The 22,547-nt window shown below is 72.0% G+C and carries 19 protein-coding genes; 13 read left to right on the top strand and 6 right to left on the bottom strand.

Features of this window, described 5'->3' with window-relative positions:
• Positions 1-33: 33 nt before the first annotated feature.
• From A3G1_RS0113075 to A3G1_RS0113065, 3 genes are all read left to right on the top strand, one after another.
• Positions 34-435, top strand: coding sequence for a hypothetical protein (locus A3G1_RS0113075; protein ID WP_018349925.1), 402 nt, complete (start codon positions 34-36; stop codon positions 433-435).
• Positions 432-1,676: a hypothetical protein gene (locus A3G1_RS38525; RefSeq protein WP_018349924.1), complete on the top strand. Its 1,245-nt coding sequence runs from the start codon at positions 432-434 to the stop codon at positions 1,674-1,676. The genes A3G1_RS0113075 and A3G1_RS38525 overlap by 4 nt, the downstream gene beginning before the upstream one ends.
• 65 nt (positions 1,677-1,741) lie before the next feature.
• A complete protein-coding gene (locus A3G1_RS0113065) occupies positions 1,742-2,941 on the top strand; it encodes an FAD-dependent monooxygenase (protein ID WP_018349923.1) in 1,200 nt (399 codons plus the stop codon).
• A 164-nt stretch (positions 2,942-3,105) separates the two neighbouring features.
• On the opposite strand, the gene A3G1_RS38520 is transcribed toward A3G1_RS0113065, so the two are convergent.
• On the bottom strand, positions 3,106-3,927 hold the full coding sequence (locus A3G1_RS38520) for a helix-turn-helix domain-containing protein (protein ID WP_018349922.1): 822 nt from the start codon (positions 3,925-3,927) through the stop codon (positions 3,106-3,108).
• Between the two features lie 146 nt (positions 3,928-4,073).
• Between A3G1_RS38520 and A3G1_RS0113055 the strand changes: the two genes are divergently transcribed.
• The 4 genes from A3G1_RS0113055 to fabG are packed head-to-tail and all read left to right on the top strand — an operon-like array spanning position 4,074 to position 8,140.
• Positions 4,074-4,610, top strand: a complete 537-nt coding sequence (locus A3G1_RS0113055) for a hypothetical protein (RefSeq protein WP_018349921.1) — start codon at positions 4,074-4,076, stop codon at positions 4,608-4,610.
• On the top strand, positions 4,607-6,082 hold the full coding sequence (locus A3G1_RS0113050; protein ID WP_018349920.1) for a hypothetical protein: 1,476 nt from the start codon (positions 4,607-4,609) through the stop codon (positions 6,080-6,082). Before A3G1_RS0113055 ends, A3G1_RS0113050 begins: the two co-directional genes overlap by 4 nt.
• Positions 6,082-7,368, top strand: a complete 1,287-nt coding sequence (locus A3G1_RS0113045) for a hypothetical protein (protein WP_018349919.1) — start codon at positions 6,082-6,084, stop codon at positions 7,366-7,368. The genes A3G1_RS0113050 and A3G1_RS0113045 overlap by 1 nt, the downstream gene beginning before the upstream one ends.
• A gap of 10 nt (positions 7,369-7,378) precedes the next feature.
• Positions 7,379-8,140 (top strand): 3-oxoacyl-ACP reductase FabG, encoded by a 762-nt coding sequence (gene fabG / locus A3G1_RS0113040; RefSeq protein ID WP_026212102.1) that lies wholly within the window; start codon positions 7,379-7,381, stop codon positions 8,138-8,140.
• A 67-nt stretch (positions 8,141-8,207) separates the two neighbouring features.
• On the opposite strand, the gene A3G1_RS0113035 is transcribed toward fabG, so the two are convergent.
• On the bottom strand, positions 8,208-9,122 hold the full coding sequence (locus A3G1_RS0113035) for an AraC family transcriptional regulator (RefSeq protein WP_018349917.1): 915 nt from the start codon (positions 9,120-9,122) through the stop codon (positions 8,208-8,210).
• A gap of 99 nt (positions 9,123-9,221) precedes the next feature.
• Between A3G1_RS0113035 and A3G1_RS0113030 the strand changes: the two genes are divergently transcribed.
• Both A3G1_RS0113030 and A3G1_RS0113025 read left to right on the top strand, forming a co-directional pair.
• A complete protein-coding gene (locus tag A3G1_RS0113030) occupies positions 9,222-10,286 on the top strand; it encodes a saccharopine dehydrogenase NADP-binding domain-containing protein (RefSeq protein ID WP_018349916.1) in 1,065 nt (354 codons plus the stop codon).
• 30 nt (positions 10,287-10,316) lie between these two features.
• Positions 10,317-11,234, top strand: a complete 918-nt coding sequence (locus A3G1_RS0113025; protein WP_018349915.1) for a phosphotransferase enzyme family protein — start codon at positions 10,317-10,319, stop codon at positions 11,232-11,234.
• A gap of 24 nt (positions 11,235-11,258) precedes the next feature.
• Here A3G1_RS0113025 and A3G1_RS34700 read toward each other — a convergent pair whose 3' ends face one another.
• Positions 11,259-12,110 (bottom strand): CPBP family intramembrane glutamic endopeptidase, encoded by an 852-nt coding sequence (locus A3G1_RS34700; protein WP_018349914.1) that lies wholly within the window; start codon positions 12,108-12,110, stop codon positions 11,259-11,261.
• A gap of 22 nt (positions 12,111-12,132) precedes the next feature.
• Complete coding sequence (locus A3G1_RS0113015) at positions 12,133-13,941, bottom strand: peroxidase family protein (RefSeq protein WP_211216302.1); 1,809 nt, start codon at positions 13,939-13,941, stop codon at positions 12,133-12,135.
• 114 nt (positions 13,942-14,055) lie between these two features.
• Here A3G1_RS0113015 and mdlC point away from each other — a divergent pair, with 114 nt between their 5' ends.
• Genes mdlC through A3G1_RS0112995 form a run of 4 tightly spaced genes read left to right on the top strand, consistent with a single transcriptional unit; the run spans position 14,056 to position 20,380 of the window.
• Positions 14,056-15,639: a benzoylformate decarboxylase gene (mdlC, locus tag A3G1_RS0113010; RefSeq protein ID WP_018349912.1), complete on the top strand. Its 1,584-nt coding sequence runs from the start codon at positions 14,056-14,058 to the stop codon at positions 15,637-15,639.
• Positions 15,639-17,009 (top strand): FAD-linked oxidase C-terminal domain-containing protein, encoded by a 1,371-nt coding sequence (locus tag A3G1_RS0113005; protein WP_018349911.1) that lies wholly within the window; start codon positions 15,639-15,641, stop codon positions 17,007-17,009. Before mdlC ends, A3G1_RS0113005 begins: the two co-directional genes overlap by 1 nt.
• On the top strand, positions 17,006-18,346 hold the full coding sequence (locus tag A3G1_RS34695) for a cytochrome P450 (protein ID WP_018349910.1): 1,341 nt from the start codon (positions 17,006-17,008) through the stop codon (positions 18,344-18,346). The genes A3G1_RS0113005 and A3G1_RS34695 overlap by 4 nt, the downstream gene beginning before the upstream one ends.
• A 21-nt stretch (positions 18,347-18,367) precedes the next feature.
• A complete protein-coding gene (locus tag A3G1_RS0112995; RefSeq protein ID WP_018349909.1) occupies positions 18,368-20,380 on the top strand; it encodes an EF-hand domain-containing protein in 2,013 nt (670 codons plus the stop codon).
• Here A3G1_RS0112995 and A3G1_RS34690 read toward each other — a convergent pair whose 3' ends face one another.
• Together A3G1_RS34690 and A3G1_RS0112985 are read right to left on the bottom strand one after the other, a co-directional pair.
• Positions 20,381-22,030, bottom strand: a complete 1,650-nt coding sequence (locus A3G1_RS34690) for a lipase family protein (protein ID WP_157641107.1) — start codon at positions 22,028-22,030, stop codon at positions 20,381-20,383.
• 80 nt (positions 22,031-22,110) lie between these two features.
• Positions 22,111-22,547 (bottom strand): NAD-dependent epimerase/dehydratase family protein (locus tag A3G1_RS0112985; protein ID WP_018349907.1); only part of this gene is annotated, 437 nt, incomplete at its 5' end.

Here is a 22,547-nt window from a genome sequence, read left to right as displayed (position 1 = left end):
ACGGGACCACCGCGATCGCTACGGGGAGACAGCTTGACCGACTACGAGATCCTGATCGACCACGGTGGGCCGGGCGACGCCGACGTCACTGTGGAGTGCGACGCTGACCACGGATTCGACCTGACCGTTGGGTTGCTGCGGGCTGTGCTCCGGGCCGATCCCTCGATAAGGAGATTCGTCCTGGAAGTGGACGGACAGCGGATCGGCGTCGTTCACGCTGAACTGCTGGACGATGACACTGACGGGACCTGGCATCGCACGGCTGACGGTGCGGCGGACGGGCGCGAGGAACTGCCGGGACTGACCGCCAGCTTCCGCCCAGTGGCTTTCACCTGCCCGGAATCAGGCTGCCCCAGGCTCACGTACCGGGGACACGCGAACGTCCGTCCACCGTCCTGTCCCGTGCACGGGGTTCCGATGGAAGGGCGTCAGTGAAGCCCGAGGAGCTGGCGAGGGCCGCGCTGGGGAACCTCCCGGTGCGCATGCTCCGGGTGAGCTGGTTGCCGGCCGCCATGTCAGCCCTGCTGCTGCTCGCCCTGCTCGTCGCCGGGCGGCACGAGAGCCCGCGCTGGGCCGAACCCTGGAAATTCCTCGGCAGGCTGACCGCCGCGCAGGTTGTGACGCTGATTCTCAGTATCGCCATCATCGTCGTCCTCACTCATCCCCTCCAGCTCGCTGTGGTCAGGATGCTCGAGGGGTACCTGCCTGCCTGGGCAGCCCCGCTTGGCCGTGCCCTGCGAGCTGGCCAGCTCCGGCGGCGTACCCGGCTGGAACGAGAGGTGCTGCTCGCCGACACCGGCCTGAACCTCGCGATGGGCGCGCAGGCGGTGGTCTCCGCAACGGATGACCAGAGCGCGAACCTCCGGATCCTGTGGACTGGGCTCAGCGCACTGGCACATGGCCGGATCAAGGGGCGGGCGCTGGACGCGCTGGCCGAGGCCGCTGACGCTCTTCCCGGGTACGCGGCGCAGGCACGTGACGGTGGGCCTGCGGAGCAGCTCGACAGTTCTGTGCAGATGGTCAGGGAGATCACGGCCGGTACGCCTGGCGTGCCCGGCCCGCCAGCTGACCGCCGCGAACTGGTTGAGAGCACGCTTGGCTGGGTCACTGAGTTCCAGTCACGGGCAGGACTGGCCGCGAGGAACCTCCGGGAGAGTTTTCCGCGGACGAGGCTGCTTCCCACCAGGCTCGGCAACATTCTCGCCTCCGCGGAGCAGAACGCTGGCGGCTACTACGGATGGGACGCGGTGGTCACCTGGCCCCGGATGTACCCAGTCCTGGACCCGCGCGTACGGGACACAGTGGATGGACACCGGGACGCCCTCGACGCCGCGGCCAGGTTCGCAGTGGCCGCAGCCGGGACAGCGATCACTGGAGCCGCCATCCTGATCGTTCAGGGGCACTGGAGATGGCTCCCGCTGGTACTCCTCCCGCTGTGCGTCGCGTGGGTCTCCTACCGTGGCGCGGTCGCCGCGGCTCAGTCCTATTCGCTGGGCCTGTACGTCGCCTTCGATCTGGGGCGGCTCGACCTGATCAGATCGCTCCGGCTCGAGCAGCCCGCGGATCTGGCCGCCGAACGGCTGCTGGCCGGGGACCTGTGCGCGATGTGGCGGGAGGGTACCGAGATCGACCTCAGGTACTCCGATCCAGACGCTGAGGACCCTGCCAAGGAGTAGCTCGCTGACCAGGGTCGTGCGCCGTTGGTGCGCGGCCCGTCAGCGGGGCCGGTGAACCTACCGGCATGACGAACACGAAGTCCCTCAGCGTCCTGATCTCCGGCGCGAGCATCGCCGGCCCGGCCCTCGCCTCCTGGCTGCACGCCTACGGGCACCGGGTGACCGTCGTCGAGCGTGCGCCCCAGCTGCGGCAGGGCGGGCAGGCCGTCGACTTCCGGGGCGATGCGCACCTGACGATGCTCCGGAAGATGGGCATCCTCACCAGCATCCAGGCCCGCCAGACCAGCCCCGGCCCGCTGAACCTGATCGACGCGGCGGGCCGGACGCAGGTCAGCCTGCCTGCCGACTTCACCGGCGGCGACGTGGAGATCCTGCGCGGTGACCTGGCCGAGCTGCTCTACGAGCGGACCCGGCACGGCGCCGAGTACGTCTTCGGCGACTCGATCACCTCGCTCACCGAGACCGCTTCCGGCGTCGACGTCACGTTCGAGCGAGGCGCGCCGCGCACGTTCGACCTGGTGGTCGGCGCGGACGGGCTGCACTCCAACGTGCGGCGGCTCGCGTTCGGGCCGGAGAAGGAGTTCGTGAAGGACACCGGTTACCACGTCGCGATCTTCTCGGCGCCCGACCATCTCGGGCTCGGCCACGCCGGCCTGCTCTACAACGAGCCCGGCCGGGGGATCAGCGTCGGCAGCCACGGGCCCGGTACGGCGTCCGTCCTGTGTGTCTTCGCCGGCGGTGACCTGACCTTCGACCGCAGGGACACCGAACAGCAGAAGGGGCTCGTCGCCAGGGCCTTCGCCGGGATGGGCTGGGAGGCCACCCGGTTCGTCGAGGCGATGTGGCAGGCGGAGGACTTCTACTTCGACGCGATCAGCCTCGTGCAGATGCCCCGGTACACGAACGGCCGGATCGCGCTGCTCGGCGACGCGGGCTACGGAGCGACCTGCGGCGGCATGGGCGCGGGGATGGCCATGATCAGCTCGTACGTGCTGGCTGGCGAGCTGGCCTCTGCGGCCGGTGACCACCGTGTGGCCTTCGCCGAGTACGAACGGCAGCTCAAGGACTACGCCAAGGCCTGCCAGCGCGTCGCGAGCGGAGCCGGGAGCTTCCTCGCGCCGAAGACCGCCAGGGGCATCGGCCTGCGCAACTCCGCCCACAAGATCCTCACGCTCCCGATGTTCGGGAACCTGCTGAAGAACCTGACGACCAAGGCGGCCAACAGCATCACCCTCAAGGAGTACCCGGTGCCGGTTCGCGGCTGAGGATTCTTGTCGGTGGTCCTGGATAGGATGCGGTCCTGATGATGAGCCGGACGGAGATCGTGAGGGACTCGCGGCTATGAGGGGTGGGCTGCGATGGACCCCGGCAGCCAGCTCGGGACCGGTAGAGATCAACCATGCCCCACCCCTCATCCATCAGCCCCGTGTCACCCCCACTGGAGCCCGTAACCCAGGTGCAGCGCCGGCTTCGGGAAGTCGGCGCAGACCTCGCCCACCGCGTCCACCGCGATCGACTCGGCCGGGGCCTGCGCGGCGTCGAACGCGCGGACCGGTTCGCCGCTGACCTGCCGCACCCAGCTCGGCAGCTGGCCGGGATGGAAGCGGATCCGCAGCGCGAACTGGTCGCACCGCCGCTCCGGCGTGAAGATGTAGTGCTGCCGCATCGGCTCACCGGGCGCGACCCGCAGATGCAGGCAGTACTCGGCGGACTCGCCGGCCCGCAGCGGCCTGGGCAGCCGGAGCACGAACTCCCTGCGATGCGGCCGGGGGCTCTCCACCACCTCCAGCTGCGCTCCGAACAGGACGGTCACCGCCAGCCCCAGCTCGGCCTGGCCGGCCTCACGCGGCAGGTCCAGCGCCGTGCGGACCTCGCGCAGCCCGTGCTGGCCGGCCACCACCCGGCGCAGCTCGTAGGCCTCGGGGGTCGGGGTGTCCAGCCGGAGCACAGTTTTCAGCCGGGCCAGGTGGTACGGCGACTCCGGTGGCTCCGCCGCCGCCCGGTTGAGCTGGATCTCGTCCCGCGCCGAGCACAGCCTGACGACCTCGTCCTCCGCGACGCCCAGCTCGTAGAGCAGCCGGTCGAGGCGGCTGGCCGGGGGGAGGGTGGTGCCGTTCAGGTACGCGTAGAGGGTCTTCTCCTTGATGCCGATCCGGTGGGCCAGCTGCCTGCGGTCGACCCGCTCGCCATCGGAGCGTTCCCGCAGCAGCAGGTGCCGCTTGACCTCAGCTGCCAGCTCGTGCCGTTCCATGCCGGTCATCCTCCACTGTGACCATCCGGTGCTGTCCGTGAGACTCCAGTGCTTTCTCGCGGACTCTCAATCGAAAGCATTCCATAACCCCAGAGTGAGATAGTCGTACGCCCACCGTGAGCAAGCCCCTCGGGAGTACGACGACAATGGAGTTCCACGCTCGCAAGGGCGCACGGGTCACCGTCACGATGGCCCTGCTCCTGGCAGGCCTGGCGGCGCTGGTCACCGGCGGCGTGCAGGTCGCAGCCAGCTTCCCCGGCCTGAACGGGCAGCTCGGCGCGCTGCTGTGCCTGGCGGGCCTGTCCGCGCTGGCCTGGGGCGCCCTGCGGCTGCGGGTGCTGCTCCGGCCGTTCCGGCTCCGGATCGACGCTGTGGGCATCATCGTGGACCGCCCGGGGCTCAGGACAGCCTTCGAGTGGGCGGACATCGAGGTCTCTGTCGACGAGCGGTACGAGCAGGGCCAGGTCTGGCTGACCGTGTGGCCGCAGCGTTCGCGCCCGGCGGGCCGTGAGCCGGACCGGCTCCTCAACGGCATGGCCGGGTACGAGGTGGCCTGCCTGTCCGAGCTGACCGTGCCCGTGCACCGGGCCGTCGAGGTGGTCAGGCAGCACAGCGCCGAACGGTACCGTGGCTGGTGGGACGATCTCCAGATCCGCTGGGTCGAGCGGGGCAAGACCGGGTGAGCCCCCACGATGGCGGGGGGCTGGGCCGGGCCGAGCTGCTGGGCCTGCTGGCGGAGGCCGTCCGGGCCTTCCTGGTCGCCGACGACCCGACGATGGTCCTCGACGACCGGCTGATCACCGAGGCCGGCCCGGCCGGGGTGCTCGGCGCCTACTGGCATCCGTCCGGCGAGCCCGACATCGATCTCATGCAGGCGATGGCGATGCTGCGCTGGTGCCGGGCCGAGGTCCTGCCGGCCCTGGCCGCCGCAGCCGACCGGCGGGAGGCGATGCGCTTGTTCACGATGCTCTACGCCACCGACCCGGCACTCGTCCCGGCCGGGGTGCGCGAGGAGGTCAGGGCGGCTGTCCAGGAAGGACCGTGGGACCGCGACCTCGAACCGGTCCGAGCCTGGGTACGCGAGGCCGAGGCCCTCGCTGGCTGCGGCGACTCCCAGCCCGGTGGCTGCCCGTCAGATCCGGCCGGGCTCGCCGGGGCGGCAGGGCTGCTGCGCCGCACGCTGGCCGGCCTCACCCCCGGCCGGGAGAGCCACCAGCTCTGCCAGGTGATGCTCGCGCACTGCCTCGCCGTGCACGCCGAGCTGACCGGGCGGCTCACGGACGCGGCCGAGGCGGCGCAGCTGTGCAGGCAGGCGCTGGCCGCCCAGCAGGCCGGAGCCGAGGACGTGCAGGTCAGGGCGCTGAGCGTGCTCGGGCAGGCGCTGTTCTTCCGGTACCTGAGGATCAGCACCCCGGCCGACCTGGCCGAGGCGCACCGGGTGCTGGCCGAGGCTGCCAGGCTCACCCCCGGCACCGACCAGGCGTGGCCGGAACGGCAGGCCCGGTACGCCGCCGCGCACCTGGCCCGCTTCGAGCTGGCCGGTGACCCCGACGACCTGGACGAGGCGATCGCCGCGTACCGGCTGGTGCTCGGCAGCCGCGACCCCGACGGCCCCGAGCACGCCATGCACGCCACGTACGCCACCGAGCTTGGCCGGGCGTTGCGGGCCAGGGGCTCGGCGGCCGACCTGAACGAGGCCGTGCACCTGGCACAGGACTGCGTCCGGGCCGCTCCGCCCGAGACGGGCCAGCACGGGCAGGCCCTGATCTCGCTGGCTCTGGCGCTGGCCGCCCGGTACAGGTCGGCCGGCGCGCTCGGTGATCTCGACCGCGCCCTGAAGGTACTGCCGATGGGCCTGGCCGGCCTGGCTCCTGGCGAGCCGGGACATGCCGCCGCGCAGGTGACGCTGGTCGGCCTGTGGCGGGAGCGGTTCGCCGCGACCGGGAAACTGTCCGATCTGGACTCCGCGATCTGGGCCGGGCAGGCAGCCGCCCAGCTGCTGGGTGAGGGGGAAGCCGAGTTGCCGTCGCTGCTGCACCAGCTCGCCGAGACGTTCCGGGCCAGGTTCGCCCTGACCGCCGACCCGGCCGACGAGCGGGAGGCCGCTGGGGCGGCTCGCCGGGCGGCCGGCCTGATCGTGGGCGGCGCCCGCTGATGCCGGGCTTCCCCTCACTGGGCGCGGAAGCCGCCCGGATGGCCGAGCTGGCGGCGGAGAGCGCGACCAGCCTCGACACCAAGGCCGAGATGTGGGCGCGGCAGGCGAGCTGGCTGGCCGACTACGGCGGGTACCGGCTGGCCCTCGAACCAGCCCGCAAGGCCGTCACGCTGGCCAGGTGGCTGGCTGGCCAGGGCGGGGCGGGCGAGCAGTACCGGCTGGTGACCTGCCTCAACGTCTACGGCCAGGTGCTGGCGGCAGCTGGGGACCACCAGCCGCTGTTCTTCTGCGAGGCACTGGACTGCCTGGCCGGGCTCGATCCGCGCGAGCTGGAGCCCGGCCGGTACACCGACAGCGGCTCGGCGGCCAACGATCCGGCGGCGATGGTCGCGGAGATGCGCGCGGCCCTGGTCCGCAGCCTGGCCCGGACCCCTGCCGACCCGGTGTCCGCAGTGGACGACGCGCACGAGGAGCTGCTTCGCCGTACCGGGGAGGCCGACCTGCGGGCGCTGGCCGAGGCCCACGCGGCCTACGCTGTGCGGCTCGCGGCGCTCGACCAGCTCGGTGAGGCGATCGAGCACCTGGAGCAGGCCGTCGTCCTGTACGAGCCGCTGGCCGCAGCGTCCACCGCGGACCAGGCCCGGCTGGCGGCGATCCTCAACCGGCTGGCCGCGTACGCCAACCAGGAGAGCCTGCACGCCACGGCCCTCGCCGCCGCGCACCGGTCGGCTGACCTGCTCCGGCCGCTGGCTGCCCTGCTGCCGGCCGAGCACAGTGCCGAGCTGGCCGACGTGCTGACCGAGCTGGCCCTCGCACTCGACGCCGACCCGGCCCGCACGCCGGAGACCCGGCAGCAGGCTGCCGACGCCACGGCGGAGGCTGTCGCGGCGTTCCAGGCCGCGCCGGGGCTGAAGCCGGGGGAGTACGAGGAGCTGACGATCGCGCTCATCAGCCTCGGGTACGAGTGCTTCGCCGCCGAGCGGTTGCCGGAGGCCGCAGGGCACCTGGAGGAGGCCGTCCGCCAGTGCCGGAGGCTGTGCGCGCTGCTGCCGAACCGGCACGAGGACCTGCTGGCCTGGGCGATGGCGTCGGCGGCGATGGTCTACGTGTGGATTCCGGCCACGCTGGGCGACGCGGAGGGGGTTGCTGCCGACGCGGAGCGGGTCTGGGAGGCCTTCCGGGTCAGGTATCCGGATCGGTGCAGCCCAGAGCTGGGCAGCCGGGTCCGCCAGGCCCTTGACCGCGCCCGCGACATGCTCGCCACGGTCACGGGGCTGTACGGCTAGAGTTCCGGGAATGAATCAAGATCAAAAACGGGTGGCCATCGTGACCGGCGCGGCGCGGGGGATCGGCGCTGCCGTGGCGCTCAGGCTCGCCGCCGAGGGGCATGCGGTGGGCGTGGTCGACCTGACCGAGGCTGACGCGGCTGTCACCGCCGCCGCGATCACGGCCGCCGGAGGGCAGGCGCTGGCCCTCGGGGCCGACGTGGCGAGCGAGGCGGAGATCGTCGCGGCGATCGGCCGGGTGACCGATGAGCTCGGCCCGCCGGCCATCCTGGTCAACAATGCCGGGTTCGCTCGCGACGCCGACATCGCCGACATGACGAACGAGGAGTGGGACGCCGTGATGGGCGTCTGCCTCAACGCGGCCTTCTACGCCACGCGCGCCGTCCAGCCGCACATGGTCGCCGCGCGCTGGGGCCGGGTGGTCAACGTCTCCAGCATCTCGGCGCTCGGCACGCCGGGCCGGGTCAACTACTCGGCGGCCAAGGCGGGCCTGATCGGCTTCACCAAGGCCCTCGCCTTCGAACTCGGCGAGCACGGCGTCACGGCCAACGTCGTCGCGCCCGGCTTCGTGGTCAGCGACATGACGGCCAAGACGGCCCGCCTGCTCGGCCGCGACTTCGGCGAGCACCAGGAGATCGCTGCGCGCTCGATCCCGGTCGGCCGCGTCGGCTACCCGGAGGACATCGCGCACGCGGTGGCCTACTTCACGAGCGAGGGCGCGGGCTTCGCTTCCGGCCAGGTCCTCTATGTCGCCGGCGGGCCACGCGACTAACTGGCCTGAAAACCCATTTTTTGTACCTGCTGCGCGAAGCCCCCCGGCGTCGTCTCCCTCCGAGTGCTCACACAGCGACGACAGCCGGGGCTTCGTCGTGCCGCCGGTACTGGCCGGGCGCCAGGCCGTACTCCCGCTTGAACGCCTTGGCGAAGGCGAACTCGCTCTGGTACCCGACCCTGCGGGCCACGCTCGCCAGCGGGGTGTCGAAGTCGCGGAGCAGCCGGGCGGCGGTGAGCATGCGCCAGCGCGTGAGGTACGCCAGCGGCGGCTCGCCCACCGTGGCGGCGAACCGCCGCGTCAGGGTTGCCCGGCTGACCCCGGCGACGGTACTCAGCTCGGGCACTGTCCACGCCCGTTCCGGCGCGCCGTGGATGGCGCGGAGCGCGGCGGTGACCGGCGGGTCGGTGAACGCCCCGGCCCAGCCTGCCGGTGCGGGGCCCTGGTCCTCGTACCAGGCGCGGAGCGCGAACAACAGCATGGTCTCCAGCAGCGCCGGGATGGCCGCGCCGGTACCGGCGCGCGGTTCGGTCACCTCGGCGGCCAGCAGGCCGAGTACTCCGCTGAGGGCTGGATGGCGGCCGGGACGCGCGGGGAGGTGCACGAACTCCGGGAGCTCGCCGAGCAGCGGATGGCTGCGCTGACGGCCGAGCGCGTACGCGCCGCACATCACCTCACTGCGCGCGCCGGGCCCGGTGATCTCGCGTGGTTCGCCGGGGCGGGCGTGCTCGGTCACCCCGCTGGTGAGGTCGTCGACCAGCGCGTGGCTCGCCCCGCGCGGCAGGAGGACAACGTCGCCGGCGCCCAGCGCGATCGGCTCACCCTCGGGCGGGACCAGCCAGCACGAGCCATCCAGGACCACGTGGAAGCCGGTGCCCGGTACTACCGGATATGCCCGTCCCCACGGCGCGTGCCGGACGAACATGCCGCAGGTCGGGTCGCCTGTGCGTATCGCGGTGATGGTTTCGCTGAGCAGATCCACAGCCCGAACCTACTGGCCGCGTGACCGTGAGCGTTTCGAGCATCGGGCTGAGCCGCTGAGCCATTCGTTCCGCCGGTGATCCGCCATAGCGTCGTAGCCATGACGAACACAGCAGCACACACGAACCACCGCAAGCCCGCGATCGCGGTGTACGGGGCCACCGGATACACCGGCGGCTATGCCCTCGCCGAGCTCCGGCGGCGCGGCCTCACGCCGATCCTGGTCGGCCGCGACGAGGAACGCCTGCGTAAGGCCGCCGCGGCGGCGGGTTTCCCCGAGGCCGAGATCCGGATCGCCGGCCTGGACGACCCGGCGGCACTGCTCGCCGCGTTCCGCGAGGTCGACGTGGTGATCAGTACCCTGCCCGCCTACGTCACCCTCGGCGAGCCGGTGCTGGCCGCAGCCATCGCGGCAGGAGCGCACTACACCGACACGTCCGGCGAGCAGCTGTTCCTGAGTAAGGCGCTCGACGAGTACGGCCCGCGCGCCGAAGCCGCCGGCGTGACGGTCGTGAGTGGTGTCACCAACAGCAACCTGCCCGGCGACCTGCTCGGTCATCTGGCCGCGCGGCAGGTACCCGGGCCGGCCGAGATCGTGATGAGCCTGGTGACGCGGGGCTCGGGCTCTGGCTCCCGTGGGAGTGCGGAAACTGTCCTGGCCGGGATGGACTGGTTCCGGGCAGGCGGCTGGCACTACGAGGACGGCGAACTGCGCACGGGCCCCAGCGACCGGTACCCGCTGATGACCTTCCCCGGCAACGCGGAGCCGACCGCCGTCGCGAAGTTCCAGCAGCCGCCGGTACTCACCATCCCGCGTCACACGGAGGTGTCCTATGTCGCGGGTGTCGTGGAGGCCACCATGCTCGCCCAGCTGGCCGGTTTCACCCCTGACGTGCTGGACCTGCTGCCCGAGCCGAGCCCCGGCCTGAGCTACGACCTCGTGCTGGACGCCAACGGCGCCGACGGCACGACGGTACGTGCCGTGCTCAGCGGCCCGGACGCCTACCGGGACACCGCGATCATGGCCGTGGAAGCAGCCGTCCGCCTCGCGGCCGGTGGAACCAGAGCCGGCAGCCTGGCACCCGCCGAAGCCTTCGACCCGGCCGAGTTCCTGGACGCGCTGAGGTTCCACGGCATGACGTGGCAGATCACCTCGGCCCAGTAATCCGATTGCTGCGTTCTGGACACTGGGTCCATGTCTGACGTGTTGCGGTCACTGGCCCGGCCGGACGCGCTCGGCCGGCTGGTCGAGCGGGAGTGGGGGGTCCCGGTTGAGCACGTCACGCTGCACCGGTCCCTGGCCAACGATGTCTACCGGGTGGACCCGGGTCACTTCCTGAAGGTGTACCGGCACGGCTGGCGCAGCCCGGAGGAGGTCGCGTGGGAATGCGAGCTGGCCGGGCACCTGGCCCGGGAGGGCGTCCCGGTACCGCCGGTGGTCCGCCGGGCCGACGGCGCGCTGAGCGGCACCTGGCAGGCTCCGGAGGGGCCACGGCCGCTGGTGTTGCTGGAGACGGTCGAAGGACACCGGCCCGTGCCGCCGTTCGCTCCCGGCCTGCACCGGGCACACGGCCGCCTGGTCGCCCGGATCCACGCGGCCGGCGAGTCCTTCCGGCCGGGTCACCGGCGCGGCGGCACGGATCTGGCTGCGGTACTGGACGCGCCGCTGGCCGAGGTCCTGCCGCTGTTGTCAGCGGCCGACCGGGACCGGGCGGTGTCCGTGGCGGCGGCCGCCCGGGCTGGCCTGGCCGCGAACCCGCCACTGCGCGGGTTGTGCCACGGCGACGCCACGATGGACAACGTCCTGATCACCGGCGGTACAGAGGAGGAGCCCGAGCTCGTGGTCTTCGACTTCGACCTCGCCGGTGAGGGTTTCCTGATCGCCGACTTCCCGTTCGGCTCCCCGAACTGGGGCCACTTCGTGGCCGGGTACACCGAGATCAGGCCGGTCGACCGGGCTGGCCTGGCCGCCGAGGCCTGGCTGGACGCGATCGAGGTGATCGCGGGCCTGCGCTTCCACCTGATCACGAAGCCGGCCTGGCGCGGAGCCGAGTCCCAGGCGGAGGGCTGGCTGGACCAGGCCCTCGGCGACCTCCGGGCACTCGCCGGCTGACGAGCCGGGTCCTGGGCCCCGGACTCAGCGACTGGAGGCGCTCCGGCCCATGGGCGCCGTGGTGGGTGCGGCGTCGCCGCGGGTGAGGAAGGCTGCGAGGACGCCGAAGGCGATCAGGGCGATGGTGGCGGACGCGGCCAGCGCGGTCCAGCCCGCGCCACCGGTGTTGACGGCTTTGTCGAGGCCGCCGGTGGACAGGAATGTGGTCGGGTCGGTGACCGCGTGCAGGACGATCGCTGCCCAGATCGTGCCGGTGACGCGCATGGCCAGGTACATGCACATCCCGAAGCCGAACGTGTAGACAACGGTGGTGGCCACGGTCGCCAGTTTCATGCCCGACAGCAGGTTGACGGTGTGCATGAGCGCGAACAGCAGCGAGGACACGATCGCGGCGAACCGTTCGCCGTGGCCGGCGTCGCGCAGCATCTTCACCGCCAGGCCTCGGGTCGCCAGTTCCTCGGCGAGGCCGATGAACAGGCCCAGGACGAAGATCATGGCGATCTGGCCGCCGCTCCAGGCCTTCCAGTCAGTGGCGCCGGCGTGCCCGATGATCGCCGCGACGACCAGGACAGGGCCGATCCACATCCAGCCCCGGCCGCGTACCGGCTGCGGCCCGAACACCGGCCGCAGCCAGCCGAGCCGCCCGGTGAACACGAGCAGCGCGGCCGCGCCGACGGCGACCGGGAGCAGGAGCGCGACCAGGATGCTGGGCGGGTCGGCCAGCACGTTGTCCTTGTTGACGTGGTCGCCGAACGCCAGTCCGAGCAGCCAGCCGGCGGCCAGGTAGAACACCAGGTAGCCGGCGATCAGCAGGAAGACCTTCCACGTCGCCGGCCGGTTCCAGAAACCACGTGCCGGGACGTCCGCGCTCGTCATCACCCCATTCTCGGCACGGACATCATCCAACGCGGCCAAACCAGGGAAACCGCCCCGCTGTGCGCCGCCAGGGGCTGAACGCGTTCGGGACTCCGTCGAGAGCCGGGGACAGTTCCGGGTAGTGGCGGGTGAGGACCGTGGTCATCGTGTTGTCCTCAACCCAGCGCAGGCCCTCGGGGGTGTACACCTCCGGCCGGTAGTCCACGGTGAAGAACCGGTCGCTCTTCAGGCGGCGAGAGGCCATGAGCAGGAAGACGCGGAAGGCGGTGTCGCTGAAGCCGAAGCCTCTCGGCAGCGGCTCGGCGTACATGCCGACCATCGCGTCGACCCGGTCGATGTCGCCGTCGTAGACCTCGGCGAGTTCCTTGCGCCAGCGCTCGTCGGGGGTCAGGTCCTCGAAGGAGGTCACCGGGGGCTTGCGGAGCATCCTGCGGAATCCGTTGTACCGGGGCACGCCCCGCTCCCTGTCCCGCAGCACGTCCACTGTGGCCAGGTCGAGCCGCTCGCCGTTGAGCCGCACCAGGTTCCGGAGCGATTCGGGGTGGTTGTGGAGGGTGATCGCGCCGGGGTGGCTCACGCCGAAGGTGTAGAGCAGGTTCGCCATGCCGTACTGGTCGCCGGCCGGCCGGGTACCGGAGCCCTGGAGCTCCAGGAACTCGTGGCGGCCGATCACCTCGTCCGTCCGGTAGGAGCGGATCTCCCAGTCGTCGGGGATCAGCGGGTGCAGCCGGTAGCAGGTGACGAACTCCTCGGTGATCGAGTAGGGCGCGGTGTGGTGCTCGGTACCGGTGCCGAGGATGCCCGAGAGCACCTCGCCGCGCCCGATCCGGCCGAAGCGGCGGCGGATGGCCGGGCCGAGCAGGCCGTACCAGTTGGCCTCCATCCCGGTGCGCAGGGCAGGGTGGGCGAGGATGCCCGGCGTCCACTCGATCGTGTGGATCTTCGCCATCAGCGCGGCGTTGACGAGCCGGGCGGTGTGGAAGAGCCGTTCGTCGCCCCAGCCCGGGTACCGCCGCCGGAGCAGGTCGCAGATCGCGTTGTGCTCACGGGCGAAGAGGGTGTGCAGGAGGGACAGGCCGATCCAGTAGTTGTCGGTGAAGCCGGCGAGGTCGATTCCTTTCAGTGCCGGGCGCGGCTCCTCGGGTAGCCGGCCGTCCGGCTCGACGCGCAGCTTGCCGTCCTCCCCGGTGCGGAGCTGGCGGCAGCGGCGTTCCGTGCTGCCGTAGAGCTGGGAGCCGTCCCACCAGTGGGTGACCGTGTTCTCGTACGTGGGCGGAGTCCCGCCGCCGGTGTGGGCAAGGGGGTCTGGCCGGGTACGGCGGATGGTCATCGGCCGGTGCGGCCAGGGGTCGTCGTCTTCGAGCGGCACGTCGTAGGGCTCGTCGAGGTGGTTGTCGCCGTGGCTGAACCAGTCGTGGTTCTGGAACTGGATCCACGCTGCGGCGAGGGCGTTCAGTGTGGTGGCCGGCCGGAACACGTCCCGCCTCAGCAGCCGCTCGCTCACCAGGCGGGGGCTCGGATACATGAGCCGGGCCGGGTCGGGGTGGCAGTCGGCCAGCGGGGCGTTGCGGTCGAAGCGCGTGCCCGCCCGGCCCATGTCGGCGTCGTCCGGGTCGTAGTCGCCCCCGTCGTAGGTCCGGTACGGCGGGAGTTCCGCCGTCGGCTGCCGGGGCCGCTCGCCGCCGGCTCCGAACGTGTCGTGGAGGTTGTGCTCGCGCAGCGCGTCGCGGAACGCCTTGAGGCACAGGATCGCCAGCGGGGTGGGCAGCCGGTGCCAGCCAGCCCGCGCGTCCAGCCGCATCACCAATTTGTGGATTGCCGAACGTGCCATCTGACTGCCCTTACTGCCCGAACCTTCGCCTCCATCTTGGATATCCTGATAGAACCGTTTTGGCATGTAATCCCGGTAAATGTGACACAGATTCGGGGAGCGGAGGCGGTGGCTGTGGGGACAGTACGAGAGGCCAGCGTCGCCGTGCTCCGCGCGCACGGCCTGACGACGATCTTCGGCAACCCCGGGTCGACGGAGCTGCCGTTCCTCGCCGACCTCCCGCCGGACTTCCGGTACGTGCTGGGTCTCCAGGAGGCTGTGGTCGCCGGGCTGGCCGACGGGTACTCGCTGGCCACCGGCCGCACCGTCCTGGTCAACCTGCACACCGGCCCCGGCCTCGGCAACGCGATGGGCGCGATCCTCGGGGCGGCGGCCAACCGGACGCCGATGGTGGTGACGGCCGGGCAGCAGGTACGGGCGATGCTCGCGATGGAGGCGCTGCTGACCAACGTGGACGGACCGGCGCTGGCCCGGCCCGCCTGCAAGTGGGCGTACGAGCCGCCGCGCGCCCAGGACGTGCCGGCCGCGCTGGCTCGCGCCATCCACGCCGCCCGGTCGGCGCCGGCCGGCCCGGTGTTCGTGTCGCTGCCGATGGACGACTTCGACGTCGAGCTGACCGAGCGGGAACTGGCCGAGGCCGAGGTTCTCGCCGCCCGTGCCGTCACGCAGCGCGCGGCACCGGACCCCGAGATCCTGCCGATGTTCGCCCGCCGGCTGGCCGAGGCCAGCAGTCCCGTACTGGTCGCCGGGTCCGACGTGGACTCGGCGGGTGCCTGGGTGGCCGCCGTGGCGCTGGCCGAGCGGTGCGCGATGCCCGTCTGGGCTGCCCCGTGCGATGGCCGGGCCGGGTTCCCGCAGGACCATCCGCAGTTCCGGGGTTTCCTGCCGCCCCTGATCCCCGGCCTGGCCCAGCAGCTCGCCGGGCACGACCTGATCGTGGTGGCCGGGGCGCCAGTCTTCCGCTACTACCCATATCTGCCCGGTTCATACCTGCCCGAAGGGGCAGAGTTGCTGCACCTGACGGCCGACCCGGCCGAGGCGGCCCGGGCACCCGCCGGTGACGCTCTCGTCGCCGACATCCGGCTCGCCCTCGAAGCCCTGGCCAAGGAGTCCGGCACCGCCGACCGGCCGGTACCCAGGCCACGGACGGCCCCGGCCGCACCGGCTCCCGGTACGGCCGGCGAGGTGTTCGCCGCGCTGGCCGGGGTCGCTGGCGACGACGTGATCTGGTTCAACGAGTCGCCGTCGAATCTCGCGGAGTTCCAGGACCAGGTGCGGATCAGCCGGCCCGGCTCGTACTTCTTCACCGCCGGCGGCGGGCTCGGCTTCGGGCTGCCCGGGGCGGTCGGTGCGGCGATCGGGCAGGACCGGCCGGTGATCGCGGTGCTCGGGGACGGGTCGGCGCAGTACGCGATCCCGGCACTGTGGACGGCCGCCGCCGAGCGCGCACCGGTGATCTTCGTCGTCCTCACCAACCGGGAGTACGCGATCCTCAAGTGGTTCGGCGAGTTCGAGAAGGTCGGCCGGGTGCCGGGGCTCGACATCGGCGGCATCGACATCGTGGCCATCGCGCGGGGCTACGGGGTGCCAGCGTGGAAGGTCGGCTCCGCGACGGAAGCGGCCGGGCGGGTGCGCGAGGCGCTGGGCAGCAGGTCGGGGCCGGTACTGATCGAGGTCTCCGTCGCAGGTACAAAATGATGAACCTGGACACCCTCTTCGCCGGGCTGCCGCAGGACGCCGGGACGACCGACTCGGCTGAGCTGGCTCTGCACGCCCGCGACGCGGCACCCTTCGGTGAGGCCGGCAGGCCGGTCGCGCTGGTGCGGCCGGAGACGGCGGCACAGGTGCAGCACGTGATGCGGTTCGCGTCGGAGCACCGGGTGCCGGTCGTGCCCCAGGGCGCGCGGACCGGGCTGGCCGGGGGAGCCAATGCCGTCGACGGCTGCATCCTGCTGAGCCTGGCCGGGATGAACCGGATCCTGGAGATCGACCCGGCCAGCCGGCTGGCGCGCTGCGAGCCGGGCGTGATCACCGCCGACCTGGCCCGCGCGGTCGCGGAGCACGGCATGAGCTATCCGCCGGACCCGGCCTCCTGGGAGACCTGCACGATCGGCGGCAACATCTCGACCGGAGCTGGCGGGATCTGCTGCGTGAAGTACGGCGTGACGGCCGACTACGTCCTCGGCCTGACCCTGGTGCTCGCCGACGGGACGCTGACCCGGATCGGGCGGCGGACGGTGAAGGGCGTGGCGGGCTTCGACCTGGTCCGGCTGGTCACCGGGTCGGAGGGCACGCTCGCGGTGATCGTGGAGGCGACGCTGGCGCTCCGGCCAGCGATGCCGCCCGCGCTGGCGCTGCTCGCGCAGTTCGGGTCGCCGGCCGCAGCGGGGGAGGCCGTGGCTGCGATCGTCCGCAGTGGACACACGCCGTCCGCGATGGAGCTGCTGGACAGGGTCACGACGGAGGCGATCACGGCCCTCGGGCACCCGCTGCTCGCCGCCGGAGCCGGAGCGACACTGATCGTCTCCACGGAGGACGGCGACCTGCCGGAACTGGCCAAGCACTGCGAGACGGCGGGCGCGTCCAGCGTCCGGGTCGCGGCCGACGCCGGCGAGACCCGGCAGATCCTCGACGCGCGCCGGCTCGTCCTCCCGGCCCTGCAAGCCCAGGCGGCCCGCACCCCGGGCAGGCCCGCCGCGTACATCGAGGACGTGGCCGTGCCCCGCGCGCAGCTCGCCGCGTTCATCGAGCAGATCGGCGACCTCGCGGACTCCCACGACGTGTACGTCGCCACGATCGGGCACGCCGGCGACGGCAACCTGCATCCGGCCGTGGTGTTCGACGCCGCAGACCCGGCCGCCGTGGCCAGGGCCGAGCAGTGTTACGACGCCATCATGGCCGCCGGCCTGGCCCTCGGCGGGACGATCACCGGGGAGCACGGCGTCGGCACGCTCAAACGCGGCTGGCTGGCCAGGGAACTCGACCCGCCGGCCCTCGCACTGCACCGAGGCATCAAGCAGCTCTTCGACCCGTCCGGCATTCTGAACCCCGGAAAGGTGATCGAGTGACCCGGTTCCCGACAGCCAAGGCCGCTGAGAGCCTGCGGTTCTTCACGCTCCACTTCGTGCCGACGCTGCTGCGCGGCCCGCTGCTCGCCAGGCCGAGACTGTCCGCCGCGCTCAACAAGCTGGACACCGCGAAGCACGCCGCCCGGTTCGTCGGCCGGCTGCGCCAGCGCTATCCCGGCGCCGAAGCGGTGTGGGTGCGGGGGCTGCGGGGGCCGATGCTGCTGGCGCTCACGCCCTCGGCCGTCCAGCGGGTGCTCGGCGGGCCGGTGGCCAGCTACGCCGTCGACTCGCCGGAGAAGCACAAGATGCTCGGCGGGATGCAGCCCGACTCGCTGATCCTGAGCCGGGGTGGCGACCGGGTGCTGCGGCGGCGGTTCAACGAGTCGGTGCTCGGGTTCGGCAGCCAGGAACATCCGCACGCGGCCCGGCTCCGGGCGATCATCGCTGAGGAGACCGGGCAGCTGCTCGCCGGCGAGACGGAGCTGACCGCCGCCCGGCTCGACCCGGTCATGCAGCGCATCGCCCGCCGGGTCATCCTGGGCGACGCGGCCGCTGGCGACCAGGAGGTGACAGACCTATATCTGGTACTGCGCCGCGAGGGCAACTGGCTCGGCACCCGGCGCTGGAAGGCCGCCGGGATCGCCTCGGCCCGCGAGCGGCTGCTCGCCCGGTTCCGGGCCTACGCGGGCTCCGCCGAACCGGGGAGCCTCATCGCGCGGTCAGGGGCCGCGCAGGGGACTGTGCCCGAGGGCCAGGTCACGCACTGGCTGCTCGCCTTCGACATCATCGCCGGCACCGTGCTGGGAACGCTCGCCATGCTCGGCGCCGACCCGTACCGGCAGCTCGAAGCCGCGAAGAACCCGGAGTACCTGCGCGCGTGCGTCCTGGAGACCCTCCGCCTGTGGCCGCCCGTCCGCGACCTGTACCGGGAGACCACCACGGCACTCGACTGGGACGGGCTCACGGTACCGGCCGGCACCGGCATCCTCCTGCCCGCCGCGTACCACCAGCGGGCCGGAGTGGCCAACGCGGACAGTTTCCAGCCGGAGAGCCGTGACCTCGGCAGCAGGGTACGCGGCTTCGACGCCGGCTACTTCCCGTTCAGCGGCGGCGGGGCCACGTGCGCCGGCCGTGACCTCGGGCTGCTGATCACCAGCGCGCTGCTCGGCGAGCTGCTGGACCGGGGGCGGTTCCGGCTGCTCGCGCCGGTGCTCCGGCCCGCGGGCCGCCTCCCGTACCTGCTGCCGGCCAGCGCGATCCGGCTCTCCGTCCAGCTGTCACCAGCGGCGGGGAACGATGTGTACCAATCGGCGGAACATGTACTTGGCGGGCACTGACAGCCGGGACCACAATGGCTCGTGCCGCAGGATCTACAAGCGCAGCGGCTCGGGCTGGTCTTCGACACGATGGACCCCACCGCCGACGGGTACGTGACGCTGGCCGACTTCGAGACCGTCGGCGACCGGCTGTGCACCCGCCTGGACACGAACGGCGAGCACAGGCAGGCCGTGATGGCCGCGTACCGGGCCTGGTGGGAGCAGACCCGCCGGGTCATGGACACCGACGGCGACGGCCGGGTGTCCCGCCGGGACTTCGTCGACGCCATCCGGCGCGGAGTCGGCGAGGACCCCGGGTACCTGGCCAACGGCATCGACCGCGTGATCGCGGCCCTCGCGCGGGCGGCCGACGCCGACTCGGACGGCTACGTCAGCGAGGACGAGTACTTCTACATCCTCAGCGGCGGGGACGTGAAGCGGCAGAGCGCGCTCACCGGGTACTACAGGATGGACCGGGACGGCGGGGGCTGGATCAGCGTCGAGGACTTCGGCGCGGCGGTGCGGGCCTTCTTCAGCCCGGAGCCGGCCAGCACCGACCTGCTCGCCCCGCTCCAGTCCCCGGCCCGCCGGATGGTCACGCAGCGGCAGCCGCCAGCCAGGGGCCGGGCGCTGATCGAGGACCTGACCCTGTCGTTCAGCGCGGCGGAGCGGATGCTGTGGGAGGCCTTCCCGCTCGGCGACCCGGTCGAGGCCCACCGCCTGCCGGACGGCCGGGCGCGGACCGTCCGCGCCGAGCTGATCCGGGCGCTGCTGCTCGGCGCGCGCCAGCCAGAGTCCGGATACGCCGCAGGGGTGTGGCTGAGCGGCGCGCACATCGACGGCGTGCTCGACCTGAGCCATGTCGACACGCCGTACCCGCTGACCTTCACCGGCTGCGTCCTCAACCAGGCTCCGATCCTGTACTGGGCGCGCATCCGCGGCATCAGGTTCGTGTCGTGCCGGCTGCCGGGCATGGACGCCTCCAGCGCCCAGCTCGACGGGCACCTGCTGCTGCGCGGCTGCGAGATCTCCGGCTGCCTGTGGCTGGCCGGGGCCCGGGTGTCCGGCATGGTCAACCTGGGCGGCAGCCGGCTGTCCAACCCGCTCGGCTGCGTGCTCGTCGGCGACCGGCTCACCGCCGACAGCGGCATGTTCTGCGACGACGGCTTCCACGCCAGGGGAGAGGTCCGGCTGCGGGGTGCCGGGATCGGGCGCTGCCTGTCCTTCAACGACTCCCGGCTCGACAACCCGACCGGCACGGCGCTGGACTGCGACGCGCTGACCGTCAACGGCGACGTGCACTGCGCGTCCACAATAGACGGACGTACCCGGTTCGTCGGCGCGGTGATCGACGGCCGGATGGAGCTGCGCGGCTCGTTCAGCTCGCTCGACCTGCGGCTGGCGCGCGCCGGGTACCTGACGGTCCGGCCCCGCGAGCCGATCAAGGGGCTCGTCGACCTCCGCCAGGCCCACACCGCCATGTACCGCGACAACCCGGCGCAGGGCCAGGCGCAGCTGAGGCTCGAAGGGTTCACCTACGAGGCGCTCGACCCGGTGCTCGACGCGCGGTCCCGGCTCCGCTGGCTCGCCCAGGACCAGACCTGCCACGATCCGCAGGCGCACGAGCAGCTGGCCGGCCGGTACCGTGCCCTCGGCCGGGACGCCGACGCCCGGCAGGTACTCCTGGCCGGCCTGCGGGCCCGCCGCACCCTCGCCTCCTGGCCACTGCGGATCTGGGGCCTCGCCCAGGACTGGACCGTCGGGTACGGCTACCGGCCGCAGCGCGCGGCGGCCTGGCTGGTTTTGCTCCTGCTGCTCGGCATCGCCGGCTTCACCCTGTACCGGCCGGTGCCGCGCAACCCTGGCACCGCCCCGGAGTTCAGCCCCGTCTTCTACACCCTCGACCTGCTCCTCCCGCTGATCTCCTTCGGGCAGGAGGACGCCTTCGCGCCACAGGGCGGCTGGCAGTGGCTCGCCTTCTTCCTCACGTCCTCCGGCTGGGGGCTGGCGAGCACCATCGCGGCCGGCGTGACCCGGACACTGCGCCGCGAGTGATCACCGGTCGGAGAGCTGGTAGACGAGGTCGCGGAGCACCTCGCCCCGGTACGGCGTGAGCTGCTCGTCGATGTGCCTGCGGGCCTCCGGCACCGCGTTCTCCAGGTTGGAGGCGTAGATCTGCATCGAGTGGCTGAGCGGGAACTCGTGGGTGTCGTCCGTGTAGTCCACGATGTACCAGTCGTCCCGCCGGTTGTGCGGCGAACCGGGACCCTGGCCGTCCAGGCTGGGCACGATGTCGTGGTGGTTCGTCACGCTCGCCACCCAGGTCGAGGCGCTGGCCGGCGTCTTGAAGTCGATCGGCGAGCCGACGGCGATCACGTGCGTGATCCGGTACAGCTGGTTGACGGCCACGCTCTGCGCCAGGTTCATCGCGGCCGCGCCGCCCTCGCTGTGCCCGACGATCGCCAGCTCGGCACCCTCCGGGATCTCCGCGAGCCCGAGCGCCTTGCACACCGCCTGCGTGTACGGGGAGTCCGCCTCGCAGGCGTTGCGGATCGCGCCGACCAGGTCCTGGGGCGAGCCGTTGCGGACCGAGCCCATCGCCATGCCGGGCAGGTGCAGCAGGTACCGGACGACGCCGTCGGGGCCGCGCGTTTCGCGCAGAAGTACTTTGCCCGTCGAGCCGATCACCATCAGGTTACGCAGCGCCTCCACGATCCCGCCGCCATCCTGGACGAAGGTGAACGGCTCCGTCACCAGCACCGCCCGGCCCTCGCCCTGGTCCAGCCGCGTGATCCACGACATTGGCACCCCGGTGATCGGCGAGACCGTCGGCATCCGGCCACCGACGATGTCCCAGCCCAGCGAGTCGTTGAACGGGTTCTCGTCGAGCAGCGCGTTGAGGGCCAGCAGCTCCGTGAGGACCGGCGCGACGGCGGCCAGCGCGTCCTCCACCCCGGCAGTGGTCAGCAGCTTGTGCAGGGAACGGGCCGCTGCGAGCTGCCGGTCGGCCTCCAGCGCCGTGATCAGGCCGTGGACGTCGGGATGGTCCAGGATCTCCGGGTGGGCCTGCCGGACGATCTCCAGCCGGAGCTTGAGCGAGGTGACCGCGATCTGGACCGCCAGCGTGTCGTCGTCCCGCCTGGTCAGCCAGCGCGCCGCCCGCCACACCGGGCCGCCGTCCGGCGCGAAGCCGTACCCGGCCGGGTCGGTGGCCGCCCGCCACAGCGCCCGGAACGCCCGGGGCGAGCCCGCGCCCAGCAGCGCCGTCACCGCGACGGCCGACGAGCGGACCTCCTCGGCCACGGCCGCCAGCACCCGGGCCGCCGCCACCGTGTCCTGCGGGGGTTCGGGCTCGGCGAAGACCGCTGGCCGCTCGGCCGGCATCCGCGCACCCTGCCAGCGGCCGGGCGCGATCCCGTACTCCGCGCACCACCCGGGCACCGGGCCAGCCTGGCCGGTCCGGCGCTGCTCGATGATCCCGGCAGCGTAGGCCAGGTCGGCGGCCGTGGTGGCGCACTGGGCAGCGTGCTGCTGGGCGAGGACCTGGCAGTGCCGGACGGCACCGAGGACCCGGGCCGCCGACCGCAGCCGGGCCGCCTGCCTGGCCATCCGCCGCGCCTCGGCCCTGACCTGCGCCGACAGGGCGCTGGTCCGCTGGATTCCCGGTAGTGATCCCGGTGTGCCCCGGTTCCTCGCGCCCCCCATACATGAAGATTAGGCGCCCTGCGGGACAGGGCGCCATATCTCAGTTCAAATTATGCGATCCGGACGTACTCCCGCAGGTGTCAGCCCTGCTCGAGTGCTGCCTTGACGAGTTCGGTCATGCCTTGTTCGACGGTGATTTCTGGGGTCCATCCGAGCATGTTTTTGGCGCGGGTGATGTCGGCGGCGCGGCGGGTGACGAGGACGTCGCGGGGGACGAAGATGGGTTCGACGTTGGCGCCGAGGGCTTGGATGAGGATTTTGGCGAGGGTGGCGATGGAGGTGTCGATGCCGGTGCCGATGTTGATGGGCTTGCAGTCGTGTTCGGATTCGAGGGCGGCGACGACGGATTTGGCGAGGTCGGTGACGTGGATGAAGTCCATCGACTGTTCGCCCTTGCCGTCGATGGTGGGGGCCTGGCCGGAGCGGATGCGCTGGATGAACGTGTTGATGACGCTGGTGTAGTAGGCCTCGATCTTCTGGCCGGGGCCGTAGACGTTGAAGAAGCGCAGGGCGTTCC

It is taken from the genome of Longispora albida DSM 44784, from assembly GCF_000379825.1.
GTDB classification, from domain to species: domain Bacteria; phylum Actinomycetota; class Actinomycetes; order Mycobacteriales; family Micromonosporaceae; genus Longispora; species Longispora albida.
The sequence above is the reverse complement of the archived record's forward strand: the minus strand, read 5'-3'. Positions and strand labels throughout refer to the sequence as shown.